Here is an 18,590-nt window from a genome sequence, read left to right on the forward strand (position 1 = left end):
TGCGAGAGTAGGGAACTGCCAGGCATCAAATAAAGCAATAACCCCGACCGAAAGGCCGGGGTTTTTTGCGTTCAGGCCCCGGGGAAAGCCGAAAAACTGCGTAAAGAGTGCATTAAATTTCCCCGGGTGGCAGAAGCTGAACCGATACGGCGGCACCCTTTATCCTCTTTTACCCCCCCTTCTTTTTCCTCACTATCTCTGCACTGACCGCCATCAGATGAAACATTTTCAAGAATCGGATGAGTACTCGACATTCAGGCTATAGCGCGTTATCTTTGGCTGTCTGGATGTCTAAACGTATAAACGTATGTAGTGAGGAAACAGGTTATGCCGATCAGGGTACCCGATGAATTACCCGCCGTGAATTTTCTGCGCAACGAGAACGTCTTTGTTATGACGTCCACGCGTGCCAGCACGCAGATGATCCGCCCGTTAAAAGTGCTGGTACTGAATCTGATGCCTAAAAAGATCGAAACGGAGAACCAGTTTCTGCGTCTGCTTTCTAACTCACCGCTACAGATTGATGTGCAGCTGCTCCGTATCGACAGCCGTGAGTCACGCAATACGCCGTCAGAGCACCTGAACAACTTTTACTGCAATTTCGAAGACATCCAGAATGACAACTATGATGGGCTGATCGTCACCGGTGCTCCGCTGGGGCTGGTCGATTTCTGTGATGTGGCCTACTGGCCACAAATTCATAAAGTACTGCACTGGGCGAAAGAGCACGTCACTTCAACACTCTTTGTCTGTTGGGCCGTTCAGGCAGCCCTCAATATTCTGTATGGCATTCCGAAACAGACGCGCGAAAACAAACTCTCCGGCGTGTTTGAGCACCAGATCCTGCACCCACATGCGCTGTTAACGCGCGGCTTTGACGACACTTTCCTCGCTCCCCATTCACGCTACGCCGATTTCCCGACGCAGCTGCTGCGTGATTACACGGACCTGGAAATTTTTGCTGAATCTGAACAAACCGGAGCTTATCTGTTTGCCAGCAAAGACAAGCGTCTGGCCTTTGTCACCGGCCACCCTGAATATGATGCATTGACGCTCTCCGGTGAATTCCACCGTGATGCTGAAGCTGGCCTTAACCCGGACGTACCGTTTAACTACTTTCCACATGACAATCCGGCGCTGCCACCGCGTGCCAGCTGGCGCAGTCATGGCAATCTGCTGTTCTCAAACTGGCTAAATTACTACGTGTACCAGATCACGCCGTTCGATCTGCGTCATATGAACCCAACGTTAGAGTAATTCCCTTTCTGTTTTCCTGACGGTGGATCAGCGATCCACCGGCTTCCTGATATATCCTGCCTGCCTTTTATTTGCTGAATCCAGTCACCCGATCGCGATCTCATTTTTAACTGAAAACCACTTCCTTTAATTATCACTGTTTAATCTTATTATATTCAATCGCTTATGTCGTTTAAATAATAAAAATGGAAATAGTTTTTGATTTTGATTTTTAACTGATGCTATTTTGATCCGGCAGTTCAAAGAATGTTCAAAGAAGATCGTCAGGTAACGCAACGCTTACCTGACCGTATCGGTGACAGGAGCAAACAGATGACGCAACAGACCATCAGCAGTGAACTGGCCTTTCAGCGCCCGTCCGGTCAGGCTGAACAGCAGATCCTGACAGAAGAGGCGGTCAATTTTCTCAGCGAACTGGTAGTAAAATTCACACCACGACGCGATCATTTACTGGCAGAGCGCAAGCGAGTGCAGCAGCAAATAGACGCAGGTAACCTGCTTGATTTTATTTCGGAAACGGATTCCATTAAAAAAACAGACTGGAAGATCCGCGGAATTCCGGCCGATCTGCAGAACCGCAGAGTCGAGATCACCGGACCCGTGGATCGTAAGATGGTGATCAATGCGCTGAATGCCAATGTAAATGTCTTTATGGCGGATTTTGAGGATTCACTGGCTCCCGCATGGGAAAAAGTGATCGCCGGGCAGATTAACCTGCGCGATGCGATTAACGGTACGATTAGCTATACCAGCGAAGCCGGCAAAATTTACCAGCTGAAGCCCGACCCGGCGGTACTGATATGTCGTGTACGCGGCCTGCACCTGCCGGAAAAGCACGTCACCTGGCGTGATCAGCCTGTTCCAGGGAGCCTGTTTGATTTTGCCCTGTACTTCTTTCACAACGTTGATGCGCTGCTGGCCAAAGGCAGTGGCCCCTATTTCTACCTGCCGAAAACCCAGTCATATCAGGAAGCCGCCTGGTGGAGTGATGTTTTCAGTTACGCAGAGGATCGTTACGATCTGCCGCGCGGCACCATCAAGGCTACGCTGCTGATCGAAACGCTCCCCGCCGTCTTCCAGATGGACGAGATCCTCTGGCACCTGCGCGATCATATCGTCGGGCTGAACTGCGGACGCTGGGATTACATCTTTAGCTATATCAAAACGCTGAAGAACCACCCGGACCGCGTTCTGCCGGACCGTCAGTCGGTGACCATGGACCAGGGGTTTCTCAACGCCTACTCAACCCTGCTGATCAAAACCTGCCACCGGCGCGGCGCCTTTGCCATGGGCGGCATGGCGGCCTTTATTCCGGATAAGGATGCTGAACGTAACCAGTGGGTACTGGACAAGGTGCAGGCTGATAAACAGCGTGAGGCCGCCAACGGTCACGACGGTACCTGGATTGCGCATCCGGGTCTGGCCGACACGGTCATGACGATTTTTAACGAGGTGCTGGGCGATCGCCCTAACCAGCTCCACGTCCTGCGCGAGCAGGATACGCCTGTCACGGCTGAACAGCTGCTGGCTCCCTGTGACGGTGAACGAACAGAAGGCGGGATGCGCGCCAATATTCGCGTGGCGGTGCAGTACATCGAAGCCTGGATCAGCGGCAACGGTTGTGTGCCGATTTACGGGCTGATGGAGGATGCCGCCACGGCAGAAATTTCACGCACCTCAATCTGGCAATGGATCCACCACCGCAAAACCCTGCAAAACGGTGAGGTGGTGACTGAAGCGCTGTTCCGCAAAATGCTGCGGGAAGAGATGCAGGTCATCCGTAATGAGCTGGGCGACGCACGGTTTAACGGCGGGCGCTTCGCTGAAGCTGCCGCCCTGATGGAACGTATTACCACGGAGCCCGAACTGGTGGAATTTTTGACACTCCCGGGCTATCGCTTACTTCCCTGAACCCTGACAAGGAGCACCACGATGACTTCTCGTACCCTACAGATTCAGCAGACAGAACAGGCCTGGCGCGATGCACGCTGGGACGGCATTATCCGCCCGTACAGCGCGGCAGAGGTAGTTAAACTGCGTGGCTCGGTAAACCCGGTCTGTACCCTGGCGGAAAACGGCGCACACCGACTCTGGGCATTGCTCAACGGCGGGGCGAAGAAAGGTTACGTCAACAGCCTCGGCGCACTGACCGGCGGGCAGGCCCTGCAGCAGGCCAAGGCAGGTATTGAGGCGATCTACCTTTCCGGCTGGCAGGTGGCGGCTGATGCCAACCTGGCGGCCAGCATGTACCCGGATCAGTCTTTGTACCCGGCGAACTCGGTGCCGTCAGTGGTGGAACGCATCAATAATACCTTCCGGCGTGCCGATCAGATCCAGTGGTCGGCCGACATTGAGCCGGGCGATCCCCGGTACGTGGATTATTTCCTGCCGATTGTCGCCGACGCAGAGGCCGGTTTTGGTGGGGTGCTCAACGCCTTTGAGCTGATGAAGTCGATGATCCAGGCCGGAGCGGCTGGGGTACACTTTGAAGATCAGCTGGCCTCCGTGAAGAAGTGCGGCCATATGGGGGGCAAAGTCCTGGTTCCTACGCAGGAAGCGATCCAGAAACTGGTGGCAGCGCGACTGGCGGCGGATGTCATGGGGGTGCCGACCGTGCTGATAGCGCGCACCGATGCTGACGCGGCTGACCTGATCACCTCTGACTGCGACGAATACGACCGCACGTTTATCAGCGGTGAGCGCACACCGGAAGGCTTCTACCGCACGCATGCCGGAGTTGAACAGGCCATCAGCCGGGGTCTGGCTTATGCGCCGTATGCCGACGTGATCTGGTGCGAAACCTCGAAGCCGGATCTGGAGCAGGCGCGGCGGTTTGCCGATGCCATCCACGCCCGCTTTCCGGGTAAGTTGCTCGCCTATAACTGCTCGCCGTCGTTTAACTGGAAGAAGAACCTTGACGATCGCACCATCGCCCGCTTCCAGCAGTCGCTGTCAGAGATGGGGTACAAATATCAGTTCATCACCCTGGCGGGGATCCACAGCATGTGGTTCAACATGTTCGACCTGGCGAAGGCCTACGCCGGTGGGGAAGGGATGCGCCACTACGTGGAGAAAGTCCAGCAGCCTGAGTTTGACGCCATCCCGCAGGGCTACACCTTCTCTTCGCACCAGCAGGAGGTAGGGACCGGCTATTTCGACCACGTCACAACCATCATCCAGGGGGGCGTTTCGTCAGTGACCGCGCTGACCGGATCAACGGAAGAAGAACAGTTCTGACACCGGGCGGGCCGTCAGGCCTGCCCCAGCGCCGGAGGTGAAACATGTCGATGCTGGAAACCCTGATTGCCCGCACCATCCTGCAGGGGTTTGACGCGCAGTATGGCCGTTTTCTGGAAGTGACCGCCGGAGCACAGCAGCGCTTTGAACAGGCTGACTGGCTGGCGGTACAGCAGGCGATGAAAGCACGCATTCATCTTTACGACCATCACGTCGGTCTGGTTGTGGAGCAGCTGCGCTGTATTACGGCCTCCCAGGCAGACGATCGTGCCTTTCTGCAGCGGGTCAAAACGATCTACACCGATCTGCTGCCGGACTATCCGCGTTTTGAAATTGCGGAAAGCTTCTTTAACTCTGTCTACTGTCGTTTGTTCCACCATCAGGCGCTGACGCCGGAGCGGCTGTTTATTTTCAGTTCACAACCGCCGCGGCGTTTTCGCAGTACCCCACGCCCGCTGGCAAAAACATTTCGCGCAGCAGAAGGCTGGCGACCCTTACTCCATCGCGTACTGCACGACCTCCCGCTGCGCCTGCCGTGGCAGGATCTGTCGCGTGATATTGATTTTATTCTGCGACACCTGCGGGAAAACTTCGCCGCAGACGCGCTGCAACAGGCGACCTTACAGGTCGCCAATGAACTGTTTTACCGTAACAAAGCCGCGTGGCTGGTCGCCAAACTCTATACCCCCTCTGGCATCTGTGCGTTCCTGCTGCCGATACACCGCAGCGAAGAGGGTGAGCTGTTTATTGATACCTGCCTGACCAGCAATCGTGAGGCCAGCATCGTATTTGGCTTTGCCCGCTCCTATTTTATGGTCTACGCCCCGCTTCCGGGGGCGCTGGTTGAATGGTTGCGGGAAATCCTGCCCAGCAAAACCACCGCCGAGCTGTATATGGCCATTGGCTGTCAGAAGCACGGTAAGACCGAAAGCTACCGGGAATACCTCAACTATATGGCAGCGACTACGGAGCAGTTTGTCGTTGCACCTGGCGTACCGGGGCTGGTGATGCTGGTGTTTACGCTGCCGGGGTTTGACCGGGTATTTAAAGTGATCAAGGACCGTTTTGCCCCACAGAAAGAGGTGACCCCCGAACGCGTACGGCAGTGCTACCAGCTGGTCAAAGAGCATGACCGCGTGGGGAGAATGGCCGACACCCAGGAGTTTGAAAACTTCGCGATAGAGCGGCAACGCCTCAGTCCTGAACTGCTGACGCTGCTGCAGCGTGAGGTGCCGGAAAAGCTGCACGATCAGGACGGGCAGCTGGTCATCAGCCACCTGTATATGGAGCGTCGTATGACGCCGCTCAATATGTGGCTGGCGCAGGCCAACCCTCAGCAGCAGCGGGAAGCGATAGAAGAGTACGGTAACGCGGTGAAACAGCTGGCCGCAGCCAATATCTTCCCCGGGGATATGTTGTATAAAAACTTCGGGGTTACCCGGCACGGGCGGGTGGTGTTCTATGACTATGATGAGATCAGCTACATGACCGAAGTGAACTTCCGCGATATCCCGCCGCCGCGTTACCCGGAAGATGAGTTGAGTCATGAACCCTGGTACAGTGTGTCACCAGAGGATGTCTTCCCGGAAGAGTTTCGCCACTACCTGTGTGCCGATCCGTCGATTGCCAGGCTGTTTGATGAAATGCACGGTGAGCTGTTCTGCGCCGGCTTCTGGCGTGAGCTGCAGCAGCGGATCCAAAACGGTCACATTGAAGATGTATTTGCTTACCGCCGACGCCAGCGGTTTTGCCAGCGCTACGGTGTTTCAGCGCTGGCAGCAGAGACCGACGTTTTCGGGTCGGCGTGAGGGCAACCCGGAGGATCAGAACGGTTTGGTGGGCAGATACTTGCCGTCAAGGGTGATCACGGCACGTTCACCGCCGTCCGGATCGGCCACCTTCTGAATATCCAGCTTGAAATTGATGGCGCTGATCACGCCATCGCCAAACTTCTCATGCACCAGTGCCTTCAGCGTTGAGCCGTAAATCTGCACCATCTCATAGAAACGATACACGGTCGGATCGGTCGGAACACCACCGACAATACTGCCGCGCAGAGGTATGGTCTGCAGCAGGCGGATGGCGTCGTCATCCAGACCGAGTTTATCCCCGACAAGACGTGCCGCCGCTTCCGGTAGCGGGTGTTGCCCAAGCAGCGCCGCGGTCACGAAGGCAAGACTGAACCCCGTTCCCTCGTTAATCTCCTCAAAGGTCAGGCCCTTGCGGCTTTTCGCCTCCATAATGAGGTCGGTCAGATGCTGGCGCGGTAACTGGCTATGTAGTGATTGTGTCATGGTAACTCCTTTTAAGATTCAGGCCCGTAATCCGTTAACGGCAGTACAGGTCGTGAGGGGAATAAAGTGGCGCTCGTCGTTCAGTACCTCAACGGTACCGCTGGCAATGTCATAGACCCAGCCGTGCAGGGTCAGGCGGCCCTGTTGCAAGGCGCGGGCGACAGAGGGATGCGTTTTAATATTGGTCAGCTGGGCAATCACGTTTTCGCGCACCATGGCGCTGACACGCTCTGCATCGGAAACGAAGGTATGGGCTTCATTGATTGCTTTAGCCGCATCGGCATAGCGCAGCCAGCTCGCGACGGTAGGCATATGGTCCATACACTGGCAGGTGGCAATCGCAGTCATGGCCCCGCAGTCGGAATGACCACAGATAATTATCTCTTCAACGCCCAGCGCCGCTACGGCGTATTCAACAGAGGCAGACACGCCGCCGGGCTCGGCGCTGAAGCCGGGTACGATATTCCCGGCGTTACGGATCACAAACAGGTCTCCGGGTTCACACTGGGTGACCAGTTCAGGGACCAGACGACTGTCGGAACAGGAGATAAATAAGGTGCGCGGGTTCTGGCTGGTCGCCAGACTACGGAACAGTTCGCTACGCCCGACAAAGGCTTCACGCTGGAATTTTAAAACACCCTCAACAACTTTTTTCATGCTCACTCCTTCGATGGTGACGAGTTGATGACGGCAGTGTGCGCCGCTATTGCTATAGCGTCTAAGACCCATTTACTATGTTCTCCATAGGAATAACCAATACCATAGGGTGTATGCTACTGCGTCATATCCGCTACTTTCTTGCCGTAGCTAAAGAGGGCAATTTCACGCGTGCGGCCGAGACATTACATGTCTCACAGCCCACGCTTTCACAGCAAATCAGGCAGTTAGAAGAATCATTAGCGATACGCCTGTTTGATCGTTCCGGGCGGACAGTGCAACTGACGGATGCCGGAGAAGCGTGGATGCACTATGCGCAAAAGGCGCTGCAGGATCTGGAGGCCGGGGTGCGGGCAATCCATGACGTGGAGACGCTGGCGCGGGGCAGCCTGCGGCTGGCGATGACGCCCACCTTTACGGTCTATCTTGCCGGTTCGCTGGTGGATCTTTTCTCACGTCGTTACCCGGGGATACACCTGAGTGTCAGTGAAATGACCCAGGAGAAAATGGAAGGGATGCTGGCAGCAGATCAGTTGGATATGGGGATTGCCTTCGCTCCGGTTCAGCTGGCGGAAACGGAGAGCAGCGAACTGTTTATCGAGTCACTGCAGATGGTGGTCGGGCGCGGACACCCGCTGGAAAAGCAAAAAACGCCGCTCAGCGCAGAAACGTTCTCCCGTCAGCCGCTGGCGCTGCTGAACGGAGACTTCGCCACCCGTCAGTTTATTGATATTTACTGCCAGCAGCATGGCCTGCATCCCGAAGTGGTGGTCGAGGCCAACGCCATCAGTGCGATCATCGACATTGTCCGCCACGGCCGGTTAGCCACCATTCTGCCCGAAGGGGTAGCGCAGGATCATCCTCAGCTTCAGGTGTTGCCTCTGGACAGCCTGCTTCCCACGCGGCGTGCTCTGCTGCTGCAGCGAAAAGGGAGCTACCGCAGCGCAGCCGCGCGCGCCTTCAGCGATGTGCTGCATGAACTGATCGCCGCGCGCTTTCCGGTTTAACGAGCGTCAGCGCACGCCGCCATATTCACGGGTGATCTCTTTTGCCGCTTTGATCACCAGCGCACCGATTTCGGTCACGCGGTCGTCGGTGATGCGTGAAATCGGCCCGGATATGGAGATAGCCGCAAAGGGTTCGCGATGCTCGTCATAGATACAGGCGGCAACGCAGCGCAGTCCCAGCGCGTGTTCTTCATCATCAAAGGAGTAACCGGTTTTACGGGTCAGCGCCAGGTTCTCCTTCAGGCTGTGCGGTGACATCAGCGTTTTTGGCGTGTAGTGATGCAGGCCCTGGCGGTGTAACAGCTCACTGACCTGCTTATCGTCAAGGTTAGCCAGGAACGCCTTGCCCGCACCGGAGGCATGCATCGGCAGCTTGCCGCCAATCGGGGCCGACATCCGCATCAGCTGGGTACACTGCACCTGGTCGATGATCACCGCCTGATGATCGCTCAGGTCCAGCACAGCCAGGTTCACTGTCTCGCCTGACTGTTCCATCAGCGTGCGCAGCATCGGGTGTACCAGCGCCAGCAGGTTACGGCTCTGCAGGAAGCTGCTGCCGACCACAAAGGCATGGGCTCCGATCGTCCACAACCCTAAATCCCCCACCTGGCGGACAAATCCCTGCTGCTGCATGGTGGTCAGCAGGCGGTGCGTCGTGGAGTTCGGCAGTCCGGCCTGCTGTGCCAGCTCGGTCAGTGCCACATTACCGTGAGATTCGGCAATAAATTCCAGCAGCTTCAGACCACGGGTCAGCGACTGCACCTGACCCGCCGGGGCCGCTGTCGACACTGCTGCAGCGCGGGGCTTCTTGCCGCGTTTAGCCGGGACGGGGGTCGCCATAACAAAATCCTTAATTTTTCACCATGTGGAAATCATTTTCGTTTTATTGAGCCATATTGCAACGACAGCCTGACTGGTCGGATGAGGTCGCCGCCAGCTGAAAATGTCTCATCTGGCATCACTGTTACCCGCACAAAAGTTGTGCCAGTATGGCGTGCTGGCAGTGGTGCCAGAGGCGAGGCTGAAGGGGAAACGTGGTGAGTAACCGGATTGAAGCACTGCATCAGCAGTTGAAAAAACGCATTATGCTGCTGGATGGCGGTATGGGCACCATGATCCAGAGCTACAGGCTGGAAGAAGAGGATTTTCGCGGTGCGCGTTTTGCCGACTGGCCGAGCGATCTGAAGGGCAATAACGATCTGCTGGTGCTGACCAAACCCGACATCATTAGCGAAATTCATAACGGCTACCTGGCGGCGGGGGCGGACATCCTTGAGACCAACACTTTTAACTCAACCTCCATTGCCATGGCCGACTACCAGATGGAGTCGCTGTCGGCTGAGATGAACTACGTGGCAGCCAAACTGGCGCGGGCCTGTGCCGATGAGTGGACGGAGCGCACGCCAGATCGCCCGCGTTATGTCGCGGGTGTGTTAGGGCCCACTAACCGCACCTGCTCCATTTCTCCTGATGTCAACGATCCGGCCTTCCGTAATGTCACCTTCAGTCAACTGGTGGACGCCTACCGCGAATCAACGCGTGCACTGGTCGAAGGGGGCGCGGATATCATCATGATCGAAACGGTGTTCGACACCCTGAACGCCAAAGCGGCTGTCTTTGCCGTGAAAGCAGAGTTTGACGCGCTGGGGATTGAGCTGCCGCTGATGATCTCCGGCACCATTACCGATGCCTCCGGCCGAACGCTGTCCGGCCAGACCACGGAAGCCTTTTATAACTCCCTGCGCCATGCCGAACCGCTCTCCTTTGGGCTGAACTGCGCCCTCGGCCCGGATGAGCTGCGCCAGTACGTGGCGGAGCTGGCGCGCATAGCCGAGGGCTATGTCACCGCGCACCCTAACGCCGGGCTGCCCAACGCCTTTGGTGAATACGATCTGGATGCGCAGATCATGGCGGAACAGATTGGAGAATGGGCGCAGGCCGGTTTTCTCAACATCGTCGGTGGCTGCTGCGGCACCACGCCAGAACACATTGCGGCGATGGCCCGCGCCATTGACGGGGTCGCTCCGCGCCAGCTGCCCGAACTGCCAGTTGCCTGCCGCCTGTCGGGGCTGGAGCCGCTGACCATCAGTGCAGAAAGCCTGTTTGTTAACGTCGGTGAGCGTACCAATGTCACCGGTTCGGCCAAATTTAAGCGACTGATTAAAGAAGAAAAGTATCAAGAAGCGCTGGAAGTGGCGTTGCAGCAGGTGCAGAGCGGCGCACAGATTATCGATATCAACATGGATGAGGGGATGCTCGACGCGGAAGCGGCGATGGTGCGCTTCCTCAACCTGATTGCCGGAGAGCCGGACATTGCCCGCGTGCCGATTATGATCGACTCCTCTAAATGGAGCGTGATTGAAAAAGGCCTGCAGTGCATTCAGGGCAAGGGCATTGTGAACTCCATTTCAATGAAAGAGGGTGAAGCACAGTTTCTGCACCACGCCCGCCTGGTGCGACGCTACGGAGCCGCGATGGTGGTGATGGCCTTCGACGAGGCAGGCCAGGCCGATACCCGTGCGCGCAAAATCGAAATCTGCCGTCGTGCCTACAAACTGCTGACCGAAGAGGTGGGTTTTCCGCCAGAAGATATTATCTTCGATCCGAATATCTTCGCGGTCGCCACCGGCATCGAAGAGCACAACAACTACGCGATGGATTTCATCGGGGCCTGTGAAGACATCAAGCGCGAGCTGCCGCATGCGATGATCTCCGGCGGCGTCTCCAACGTGTCGTTCTCCTTCCGCGGCAATGACCCGGTACGCGAAGCGATCCACGCGGTCTTCCTCTATCACGCCATCCGCAACGGCATGGATATGGGGATCGTTAATGCCGGGCAGCTGGCGATTTACGACGATCTGCCGGCCGACCTGCGTGAAGCGGTGGAGGATGTGGTGCAGAACCGTCGCGATGACGGTACCGAGCGCCTGCTGGAGCTGGCGGAGAAATATCGCGGCAGCAAAGCCGACGACGACAGCACCAAACCGCAGGCGGAGTGGCGCAGTTGGGAGGTGGATAAACGGCTGGAATACTCGCTGGTGAAAGGTATTACCGAATTTATCGAAGCCGATACGGAGGCCGCCCGCCAGCTGGCCACCCGCCCGATAGAGGTGATTGAAGGCCCGCTGATGGCCGGAATGAACGTGGTCGGTGACCTGTTTGGCGAGGGGAAAATGTTCCTGCCGCAGGTGGTGAAGTCGGCGCGCGTGATGAAACAGGCGGTGGCTTATCTGGAACCCTATATCGAAGCCAGCAAAGAGAAGGGCAGCACTAACGGTAAAATCGTGCTGGCCACGGTAAAAGGCGACGTGCATGACATTGGCAAAAACATCGTTGGCGTGGTGTTGCAGTGTAATAATTACGAAATTATCGATCTTGGCGTGATGGTGCCGGGCGAGAAAATCCTCAAAACCGCCCGTGAGCACAACGCTGATATTATCGGACTCTCCGGGCTGATCACCCCGTCGCTGGACGAGATGGTGAACGTGGCGAAAGAGATGGAGCGCCAGGGCTTTACCCTGCCGCTGCTGATTGGCGGTGCGACCACCTCGAAAGCCCACACGGCGGTGAAAATCGAGCAGAACTACAGCGGGCCAACGGTGTATGTACAGAATGCCTCGCGCACCGTCGGCGTGGTATCGGCACTGCTGTCGTCCACCCAGCGCGATGAATTTGTTGCCCGCACGCGCAAAGAGTACGACACCGTGCGTATTCAGCACGGGCGTAAAAAACCGCGCACACCGCCAGTGAGCTTAGCGGTCGCCCGCGACAATGATTTTACGTTTGACTGGGAAAACTACACGCCACCGGTAGCTCACAGGCTGGGTGTGAGCGAAGTGAGCGCTAACATCGATGTGCTGCGCAACTACATCGACTGGACACCTTTCTTTATGACCTGGTCGCTGGCGGGCAAATATCCGCGCATTCTGGAAGATGAGGTGGTGGGTGAAGAAGCGAAACGCCTGTTTGCCGACGCGAATGAGATGCTGGATCAGCTAAGCCGTGACGGCGCGCTCAATCCACGCGGCGTGGTCGGTATTTTCCCGGCTAACCGCGTCGGCGATGATATCGAGATCTACACTGATGAATCACGCACACAGGTTTTGAAAGTGAGTCATCACTTACGCCAGCAGACAGAAAAAACGGGGTTTGCCAACTATTGCCTGGCTGATTTTATTGCGCCAAAATCCAGTGGCAAAGCGGACTACCTCGGAGCCTTTGCCGTCACCGGTGGGCTGGAAGAGGACGCCCTGGCAGAGGTTTGGGACGCCAGGCATGATGACTATAACAAGATCATGGTCAAAGCGCTGGCTGACCGGCTGGCTGAAGGTTTCGCCGAATACCTGCACGAGCGGGTGCGTAAGGTGATTTGGGGGTTTGCCGCTACCGAGAACCTCAGCAACGACGCGCTGATCCGCGAGAATTACCAGGGCATTCGTCCCGCGCCCGGTTACCCGGCCTGCCCGGAACACACCGAGAAAGCCACCATCTGGCAATTGCTGGATGTGGAAAACCACACCGGTATGAAGCTCACCGAGTCTTTCGCCATGTGGCCCGGAGCGGCCGTGTCTGGCTGGATTTTCAGCCACCCGGACAGTAAATATTTCGCTGTTGCTCAGCTGCAGCGCGACCAGATTGAAGACTACGCCAGACGCAAAGGGATGCCGGTCAGCGAAGTCGAACGCTGGTTAGCGCCGAACCTGGGGTATGACGCGGATTAAGGTCAGTGCCCGGCTGATGACATCCCCCGTTAATTTTTTCATCACAAATAAGCCACAAAGGGGTGCGAAGCTGACGGACAGGCCAGACTGAAGTCAGCTTCTGAATACAAAAGCGCGCAGCCGATTGCCGATACCGCCACGTGGGGGCGGGAAAACGTCATCATCAACATGAAGCGATAAGGCGAAGCGATGAAAACAATTCTGGTGGTACTGGACGGACTGAACTTTCAGGTGGCCCGGTACGCGATGGGCTACTTGCAGGCGGAGTGCGCACAGGGCCGGGGTCAGTGTTACCAGATGACCTGCGAACTGCCGTCGCTTTCGCGCCCGCTGTATGAGTGCATCCTCACCGGCGTAACGCCGTTGAATAGCGGTATTATTCACAACGGCGTCAGCCGTCTCAGCCAGCAGCGCAGCGTGTTTCACTATGCGCGGGCGGCAGGGCTGACCACGGCAGCGGCGGCGTATTACTGGGTGAGCGAGCTGTACAACCGCACGCCGTTTGACGCCCCGAGAGACCGTCATACCCATGCGCCTGAGCTGCCTGTCCAGTTCGGCCATTTCTATTCCGATGACGGCTACCCGGACTCGCATCTGTTTGAAGATGCCGAGAGCCTGCGGTTGCGCCATGATCCCGATTTTTTACTGATCCATCCCATGAATATTGACGATGCCGGGCACAAGCACGGCTTTTCCACCCCGCAGTACCGCAACCGGGCGCGCATGGCCGATGGCTATCTGTCGCACTGGATGCCGGACTGGTTACAGCAGGGTTATCAGGTGATCGTCACTGCCGACCACGGCATGAACGACGACCGCAGCCACGGCGGCACCCTGCCGGAGGAGACGCAGATACCGCTGTTTGTTTTCGGCAGCGCCTTCTCCAGGACGGTGGATGCCCTGCCGCAGCAGACCGAACTCTGCGGCACCCTTTGTCAGATCCTCGGGGTGGAGCATGATAAGCCCTACTGCGCCGCGCTGCTGGCCGCCGGACGGTGAAAGGAAAAGGACTTGCCTGGCTGGATACGCGGACGCAGCGTGAAGTGACCTGATGAAGAATGTGGGGTTACGCGTCATCCCGCCGTTTTAATCGGCGGAGAACGAGACAAGATCGGCTAAGATTAACGGTATGTGGCACAGGCGTGCCGTCATCATATTGTCATCATGGAGATCGCGACCGTTGTTAACCCTGCTTAACCTTCTTTCTGCCGTGGCGCTGCTGGTATGGGGAACCCATATCGTGCGTACCGGCATCATGCGCGTTTACGGTGCCGACCTGCGGCGGGTACTCAGCCGCAGCGTGGCCAAAAAACCGATGGCCTTCCTTTCCGGGATTGGCGTAACCGCGCTGGTTCAAAGCAGCAATGCCACCACCATGCTGGTGACCTCTTTTGTCGCGCAGGAGCTGGTGGGGCTGACGCCGGCGCTGGTGATTATCCTCGGTGCCGACGTCGGTACGGCGCTGATGGCGCGTATCCTCACCTTTGACCTCTCCTGGCTTTCGCCGCTGTTTATCTTCTTCGGCGTGGTGTTCTTCCTGGGCCGCAAGCAGACCCGTGCGGGGCAGCTGGGTCGCGCCAGTATCGGGCTGGGCCTGATTTTGCTGGCGCTGCAGCTGATCGTCACCGCCGCCACGCCTATCACCCAGGCCGCAGGCGTCAAGGTACTGTTTTCCTCGCTGACCGGCGACGTGATGCTCGACTCGCTGATTGGGGCGCTGTTTGCCATTATCAGTTACTCCAGCCTGGCGGCCGTGCTGCTGACTGCCACGCTGACGGCCAGCGGCGTGATCTCGTTTAAAGTGGCGCTCTGCCTGGTGGTCGGGGCCAACCTCGGCAGCGGGCTGCTGGCGATGCTGAATAACAGCGCATCGAATGCCTCCGGCAAGCGGGTGGCGCTGGGCAGCCTGCTGTTTAAATTTATCGGTTCGCTGATGGTGCTGCCCTTTATCGACCCGCTGGCGGGCTGGCTGGACGAACTCCCGGTAAACGATGAAGAGCTGGTGATCTTCTTCCACGTCTTCTACAACCTGATCCGCTGCGTGGTGATGGTGCCGTTTGCCGGACTGATGGCCAGCCTCTGCTGCCGGCTGATCCGTGAAGAACCGGAAACAGACCTGCGTCTGAAGCCGCGCCATCTGGATCCCGGGTCGCTGGATACCCCGGCGCTGGCGCTGGCCAATGCTTCCCGTGAAACCCTGCGCATGGGCGATGTGCTGGAGCAGATGCTGGCAACCTTCGGCAAGGTGGTGCACGGTGAACTGCGTGAAGACCGCGAGATCCGTAAGCTGGATGATGACGTCGATGTGCTTTATACCGCCATCAAGCTCTATCTGGCACAGATGCCGAAGGAAGACCTGCCGGAAGAAGACTCGCGTCGCTGGGCAGAAACCATCGAGATGGCGCTTAACCTCGAAATGGCGGGGGATATTCTGGAACGTATGAGCGGTGACGTGGCGGATAAATCCCTGGCTGCGGGGCGGGCGTTCTCTGCCGAGGGGATGAAGGAGCTGGATGCCCAACTTGAACTGCTGACCAGCAATTTGCGTCTCAGCCTGTCGGTGTTCCTGTCACGTGATATCACCAGCGCGAAGCGTCTGCGCCGTGCCAAGCACCGTTTTCGCATCACCAACCGTCGTTACTCGCATGCGCACGTTGACCGCCTGCACCAGCAAAACGTGCAGAGCATTGAAACCAGCTCGCTGCATTTGGGGCTATTGGGCGATATGAAACGTCTGAACTCGCTGTTTTGCGCAGTGGCGTACAGCGTTCTTGAGCAGGCGGATGATGATAAAAAAGACGATTAACCTGCCAGAAGCGCTGTGACGGCAGGTCGCCGCCACCGTGCCTTCAGTCTGACTGCCGCCTCCCTGCGGCAGTCAGGCTAACCGTTACCGGGAAGTTATTTCTTAATCGGCTTACCGGACCAGTAACCCGCCAGCAGCGAGCCGGACAGGTTGTGCCAGACGGAGAACAGCGCACCCGGCAGGGCCGCCAGCGGCGAGAAGTACATCTTGCCCAGCGCCGCCGCCAGACCGGAGTTCTGCATCCCCACTTCCAGCGCCAGCGTACGGCAGGTGGACTCATCGAAGCCAAACAGCTTGCCGCCCCAGTAGCCTCCCAGCAGGCCAATAGCGTTATGCAGGATCACCGCGACAATCACCATCAGGCCCACTGAACCGATAAAGCTCTGGCTGCCCGCGACCACGGCGCTGATAATCAGCAGGATACACACCATCGAAAACGCCGGCAGGTAAGGCTCCACGCGTCTGACGACGCCGTTCAGCGTATGGTGGATCACCAGGCCAAGACCGATCGGAACAACGACAATCTTCACAATACTCAGCAACATTCCGACCACGTCGACCTGAATATGGGTATCCACGTAGAATTTGGTCAGCAGCGGGGTGGCGAAGACGCCCACCAGGGCCGAAACAGAAGAGATGGTCACCGACAGGGCCACATCCCCCTTCGCCAGGTAGATCATCACGTTTGACGCCGTGCCGCTGGCCACGCTGCCCACCAGGATCATCCCTGCCGCCAGGTCCGGTGGCATATGAAACAGTTTTGCCAGGCCCCAGGCCGCCAGTGGCATCACCAGGTAGTGCAGGAAGGTCCCGGCGACCACCGGTGCCGGCCGGGTCAGAACGCGTTTAAAATCGCCGACGTTCAGCGTTACGCCCATACCAAACATAATCAGCATCAGCAGGTAGGGCACGTACGGCCCCATGCCGGTGAACGTGGTGGGGGTGTAATAGGCAGCGACAGAGAGCAGGACCGCCCAGAGTGGGAACAGTCGGGTGACAGTGGCGAGCATAGCCGTGGATCCTTATAAGCGTTATTGATGAAGCGGAGAAAATTGCCATAGCACAGGATAATGAACAGGGGATCATAGCATTAAAAACGGGGTGAAAAGTCAGCGACATTGACGTGATATAAAGCAGAAAACCCCACCGCAGTGGGGTTCAGGCAGCACAGCGTTCTTCTTCTGCGTCCGGCGAAAAAAAACCGGGCCATGCCCGGTTTTGCAATCACTCGAACAGATTGTGATGCAGCGTCTGCACGACTTTTTCAGCGTCGTTACCGGGCACCAGGAAGCAGAGGTTATAGCTGCTGGCCCCGTAGCAGATCATGCGCAGGTTAAACGGATCCAGGACGCCAAACACCTCTTTACCCACGCCGCAGGCCTGCGAGAGCTTGTTGCCGATAATGGCAATTAACGCCAGGTTCTCTTCCACTTCCACCCGGCACAGCGAAGAAAGTTCAGTCAGCAGGGCCTGGGTCAGCAGACTGGCCCCCGTCGAGGTTGAACCGGTGGTATCCAGCGTCAGAGCCACGCTCACTTCTGAGGTGGTGATCAGATCGACCGAGATTTGATGGCGCGCCAGAATGCTGAACAGCTCGGCGAGGAAGCCGTGGGTGTGCAGCATACTCAGGCTGTGCAGGGTTAACAGGGTCTGCTTGCGGCGCAGGGCCAGCGCACGGAACAGCGGCGGGTTCTCTGTTTTATTACTGACAATGGTACCGCCCGCCGCCGGATCCTTGCTGGAGCCCACAAACACCGGGATATCACGGCGTACTGCCGGCAACAGCGTAGCAGGGTGCAGCACTTTGGCACCAAAGGTCGCCATTTCAGCGGCTTCTTCGAAGGTAATGACATCAATCCGTTTCGCGGCAGGCACCACGCGCGGGTCGGTAGTGTAGATACCCGGTACATCGGTCCAGATATCAATCCGTTGCGCATGCAGCGCTTCACCCAGTAGCGCAGCGGTATAGTCGCTGCCGCCACGGCCCAGCGTGGTGGTGCGGCCTTGCTCTTCACTGCCAATAAAGCCCTGGGTGATGACCAGCGCTTCCGCAATGCGGGGTTGCAGCTGGCTGGCGGCCAGCCCGGACAGCATGCTGACGTCCGGCTCGGCTCGGCCAAAACGGTCATTGGTGCGCATCACTTTTCGCACGTCAAACCATTCTGCCGCCACGTCACGCTGGCGCAGGATCTCAACGAACAGCAGCGTCGACATCAGTTCACCGTGGCTGACCAGTTCATCGGTCAGAGCGGTCGAGGTGGCCAGCGCGGCGGCTTCGGACAGCATGGTGATGTTTTCCAGCATGCGGTCGATTTCGTCACGGATCACCGCGGGCTGATCCAGCGCGTCGATAATGGCGTACTGAATTCGGCGGATCTCGTCCAGCAGGAACGCACGTTGCTCCTGTAGCTGGCCCGCCGCCAGCTCAACCAGCAGATTGGTGACGCCTGCGGAGGCAGACAGGACAACCAGACGCACATCGGGATTAGACAGCACCACATCGGCGCTGCGGTTCATAGCTGTGTAGTCAGCGACACTGGTGCCGCCAAATTTCGCCACGATCAGATTTTGAGACATTACGATGACTACCTTCGTGTCAGGATTTATTCCA

General features: G+C 57.4%; 13 protein-coding genes. 8 read left to right on the forward strand and 5 right to left on the reverse strand.

From position 1 onward, the window contains the following. Positions 1-327: 327 nt before the first annotated feature. From metA to aceK, 4 genes are all read left to right on the forward strand, one after another. Positions 328-1,257, forward strand: coding sequence for a homoserine O-acetyltransferase MetA (metA, locus tag ACZ3HG_RS22205; protein ID WP_191935638.1), 930 nt, complete (start codon positions 328-330; stop codon positions 1,255-1,257). Positions 1,258-1,569: 312 nt separating this feature from the next. After that, positions 1,570-3,168 (forward strand): malate synthase A, encoded by a 1,599-nt coding sequence (aceB, locus tag ACZ3HG_RS22210; protein WP_465334469.1) that lies wholly within the window; start codon positions 1,570-1,572, stop codon positions 3,166-3,168. 21 nt (positions 3,169-3,189) lie between these two features. Further along, positions 3,190-4,494, forward strand: a complete 1,305-nt coding sequence (aceA, locus tag ACZ3HG_RS22215) for an isocitrate lyase (RefSeq protein ID WP_191935636.1) — start codon at positions 3,190-3,192, stop codon at positions 4,492-4,494. 44 nt (positions 4,495-4,538) lie between these two features. Then, a complete protein-coding gene (aceK, locus tag ACZ3HG_RS22220; protein WP_465334471.1) occupies positions 4,539-6,302 on the forward strand; it encodes a bifunctional isocitrate dehydrogenase kinase/phosphatase in 1,764 nt (587 codons plus the stop codon). A gap of 15 nt (positions 6,303-6,317) precedes the next feature. Here aceK and cynS read toward each other — a convergent pair whose 3' ends face one another. Then, on the reverse strand, positions 6,318-6,788 hold the full coding sequence (gene cynS / locus ACZ3HG_RS22225; protein WP_191935634.1) for a cyanase: 471 nt from the start codon (positions 6,786-6,788) through the stop codon (positions 6,318-6,320). Positions 6,789-6,806: 18 nt separating this feature from the next. Continuing rightward, positions 6,807-7,445: a carbonic anhydrase gene (locus ACZ3HG_RS22230; RefSeq protein ID WP_191935633.1), complete on the reverse strand. Its 639-nt coding sequence runs from the start codon at positions 7,443-7,445 to the stop codon at positions 6,807-6,809. 113 nt (positions 7,446-7,558) lie between these two features. On the opposite strand from ACZ3HG_RS22230, the gene cynR reads away from it, so the two are divergent. Further along, complete coding sequence (cynR, locus tag ACZ3HG_RS22235; protein ID WP_191935632.1) at positions 7,559-8,452, forward strand: transcriptional regulator CynR; 894 nt, start codon at positions 7,559-7,561, stop codon at positions 8,450-8,452. A gap of 6 nt (positions 8,453-8,458) precedes the next feature. Here cynR and iclR read toward each other — a convergent pair whose 3' ends face one another. Continuing rightward, a complete protein-coding gene (iclR, locus tag ACZ3HG_RS22240; protein WP_191935631.1) occupies positions 8,459-9,292 on the reverse strand; it encodes a glyoxylate bypass operon transcriptional repressor IclR in 834 nt (277 codons plus the stop codon). Between the two features lie 197 nt (positions 9,293-9,489). On the opposite strand from iclR, the gene metH reads away from it, so the two are divergent. From metH to ACZ3HG_RS22255, 3 genes are all read left to right on the forward strand, one after another. Then, complete coding sequence (gene metH / locus ACZ3HG_RS22245; protein ID WP_465334475.1) at positions 9,490-13,173, forward strand: methionine synthase; 3,684 nt, start codon at positions 9,490-9,492, stop codon at positions 13,171-13,173. 189 nt (positions 13,174-13,362) lie between these two features. Beyond that, positions 13,363-14,172: an alkaline phosphatase family protein gene (locus tag ACZ3HG_RS22250; protein ID WP_191935629.1), complete on the forward strand. Its 810-nt coding sequence runs from the start codon at positions 13,363-13,365 to the stop codon at positions 14,170-14,172. Positions 14,173-14,353: 181 nt separating this feature from the next. Next, complete coding sequence (locus ACZ3HG_RS22255; protein ID WP_191935628.1) at positions 14,354-15,979, forward strand: Na/Pi cotransporter family protein; 1,626 nt, start codon at positions 14,354-14,356, stop codon at positions 15,977-15,979. A gap of 95 nt (positions 15,980-16,074) precedes the next feature. Here the strand turns inward: ACZ3HG_RS22255 and panS are convergent, their stop codons facing one another. Both panS and lysC read right to left on the reverse strand, forming a co-directional pair. Continuing rightward, the gene (gene panS, locus ACZ3HG_RS22260; protein WP_062748362.1) at positions 16,075-16,989 is read right to left on the reverse strand and encodes a ketopantoate/pantoate/pantothenate transporter PanS; all 915 of its coding nucleotides are present in this window, start codon (positions 16,987-16,989) and stop codon (positions 16,075-16,077) included. A gap of 214 nt (positions 16,990-17,203) precedes the next feature. Continuing rightward, positions 17,204-18,556: a lysine-sensitive aspartokinase 3 gene (lysC, locus tag ACZ3HG_RS22265; RefSeq protein WP_191935627.1), complete on the reverse strand. Its 1,353-nt coding sequence runs from the start codon at positions 18,554-18,556 to the stop codon at positions 17,204-17,206. Positions 18,557-18,590 lie beyond the last annotated feature (34 nt).

It is taken from the genome of Erwinia sp. PME.40.26/001 (genome assembly GCF_055556675.1).

Bases quoted from the DNA above. Each gene is read 5' to 3' on its own strand.
- metA (WP_191935638.1), top strand. From the start codon at position 328: ATGCCGATCAGGGTACCCGATGAATTACCCGCCGTGAATTTTCTGCGC.
- aceB (WP_465334469.1), top strand. From the start codon at position 1,570: ATGACGCAACAGACCATCAGCAGTGAACTGGCCTTTCAGCGCCCGTCC.
- aceA (WP_191935636.1), top strand. From the start codon at position 3,190: ATGACTTCTCGTACCCTACAGATTCAGCAGACAGAACAGGCCTGGCGC.
- aceK (WP_465334471.1), top strand. From the start codon at position 4,539: ATGTCGATGCTGGAAACCCTGATTGCCCGCACCATCCTGCAGGGGTTT.
- cynS (WP_191935634.1), bottom strand. From the start codon at position 6,788: ATGACACAATCACTACATAGCCAGTTACCGCGCCAGCATCTGACCGAC.
- ACZ3HG_RS22230 (WP_191935633.1), bottom strand. From the start codon at position 7,445: ATGAAAAAAGTTGTTGAGGGTGTTTTAAAATTCCAGCGTGAAGCCTTT.
- cynR (WP_191935632.1), top strand. From the start codon at position 7,559: ATGCTACTGCGTCATATCCGCTACTTTCTTGCCGTAGCTAAAGAGGGC.
- iclR (WP_191935631.1), bottom strand. From the start codon at position 9,292: ATGGCGACCCCCGTCCCGGCTAAACGCGGCAAGAAGCCCCGCGCTGCA.
- ACZ3HG_RS22250 (WP_191935629.1), top strand. From the start codon at position 13,363: ATGAAAACAATTCTGGTGGTACTGGACGGACTGAACTTTCAGGTGGCC.
- panS (WP_062748362.1), bottom strand. From the start codon at position 16,989: ATGCTCGCCACTGTCACCCGACTGTTCCCACTCTGGGCGGTCCTGCTC.
- lysC (WP_191935627.1), bottom strand. From the start codon at position 18,556: ATGTCTCAAAATCTGATCGTGGCGAAATTTGGCGGCACCAGTGTCGCT.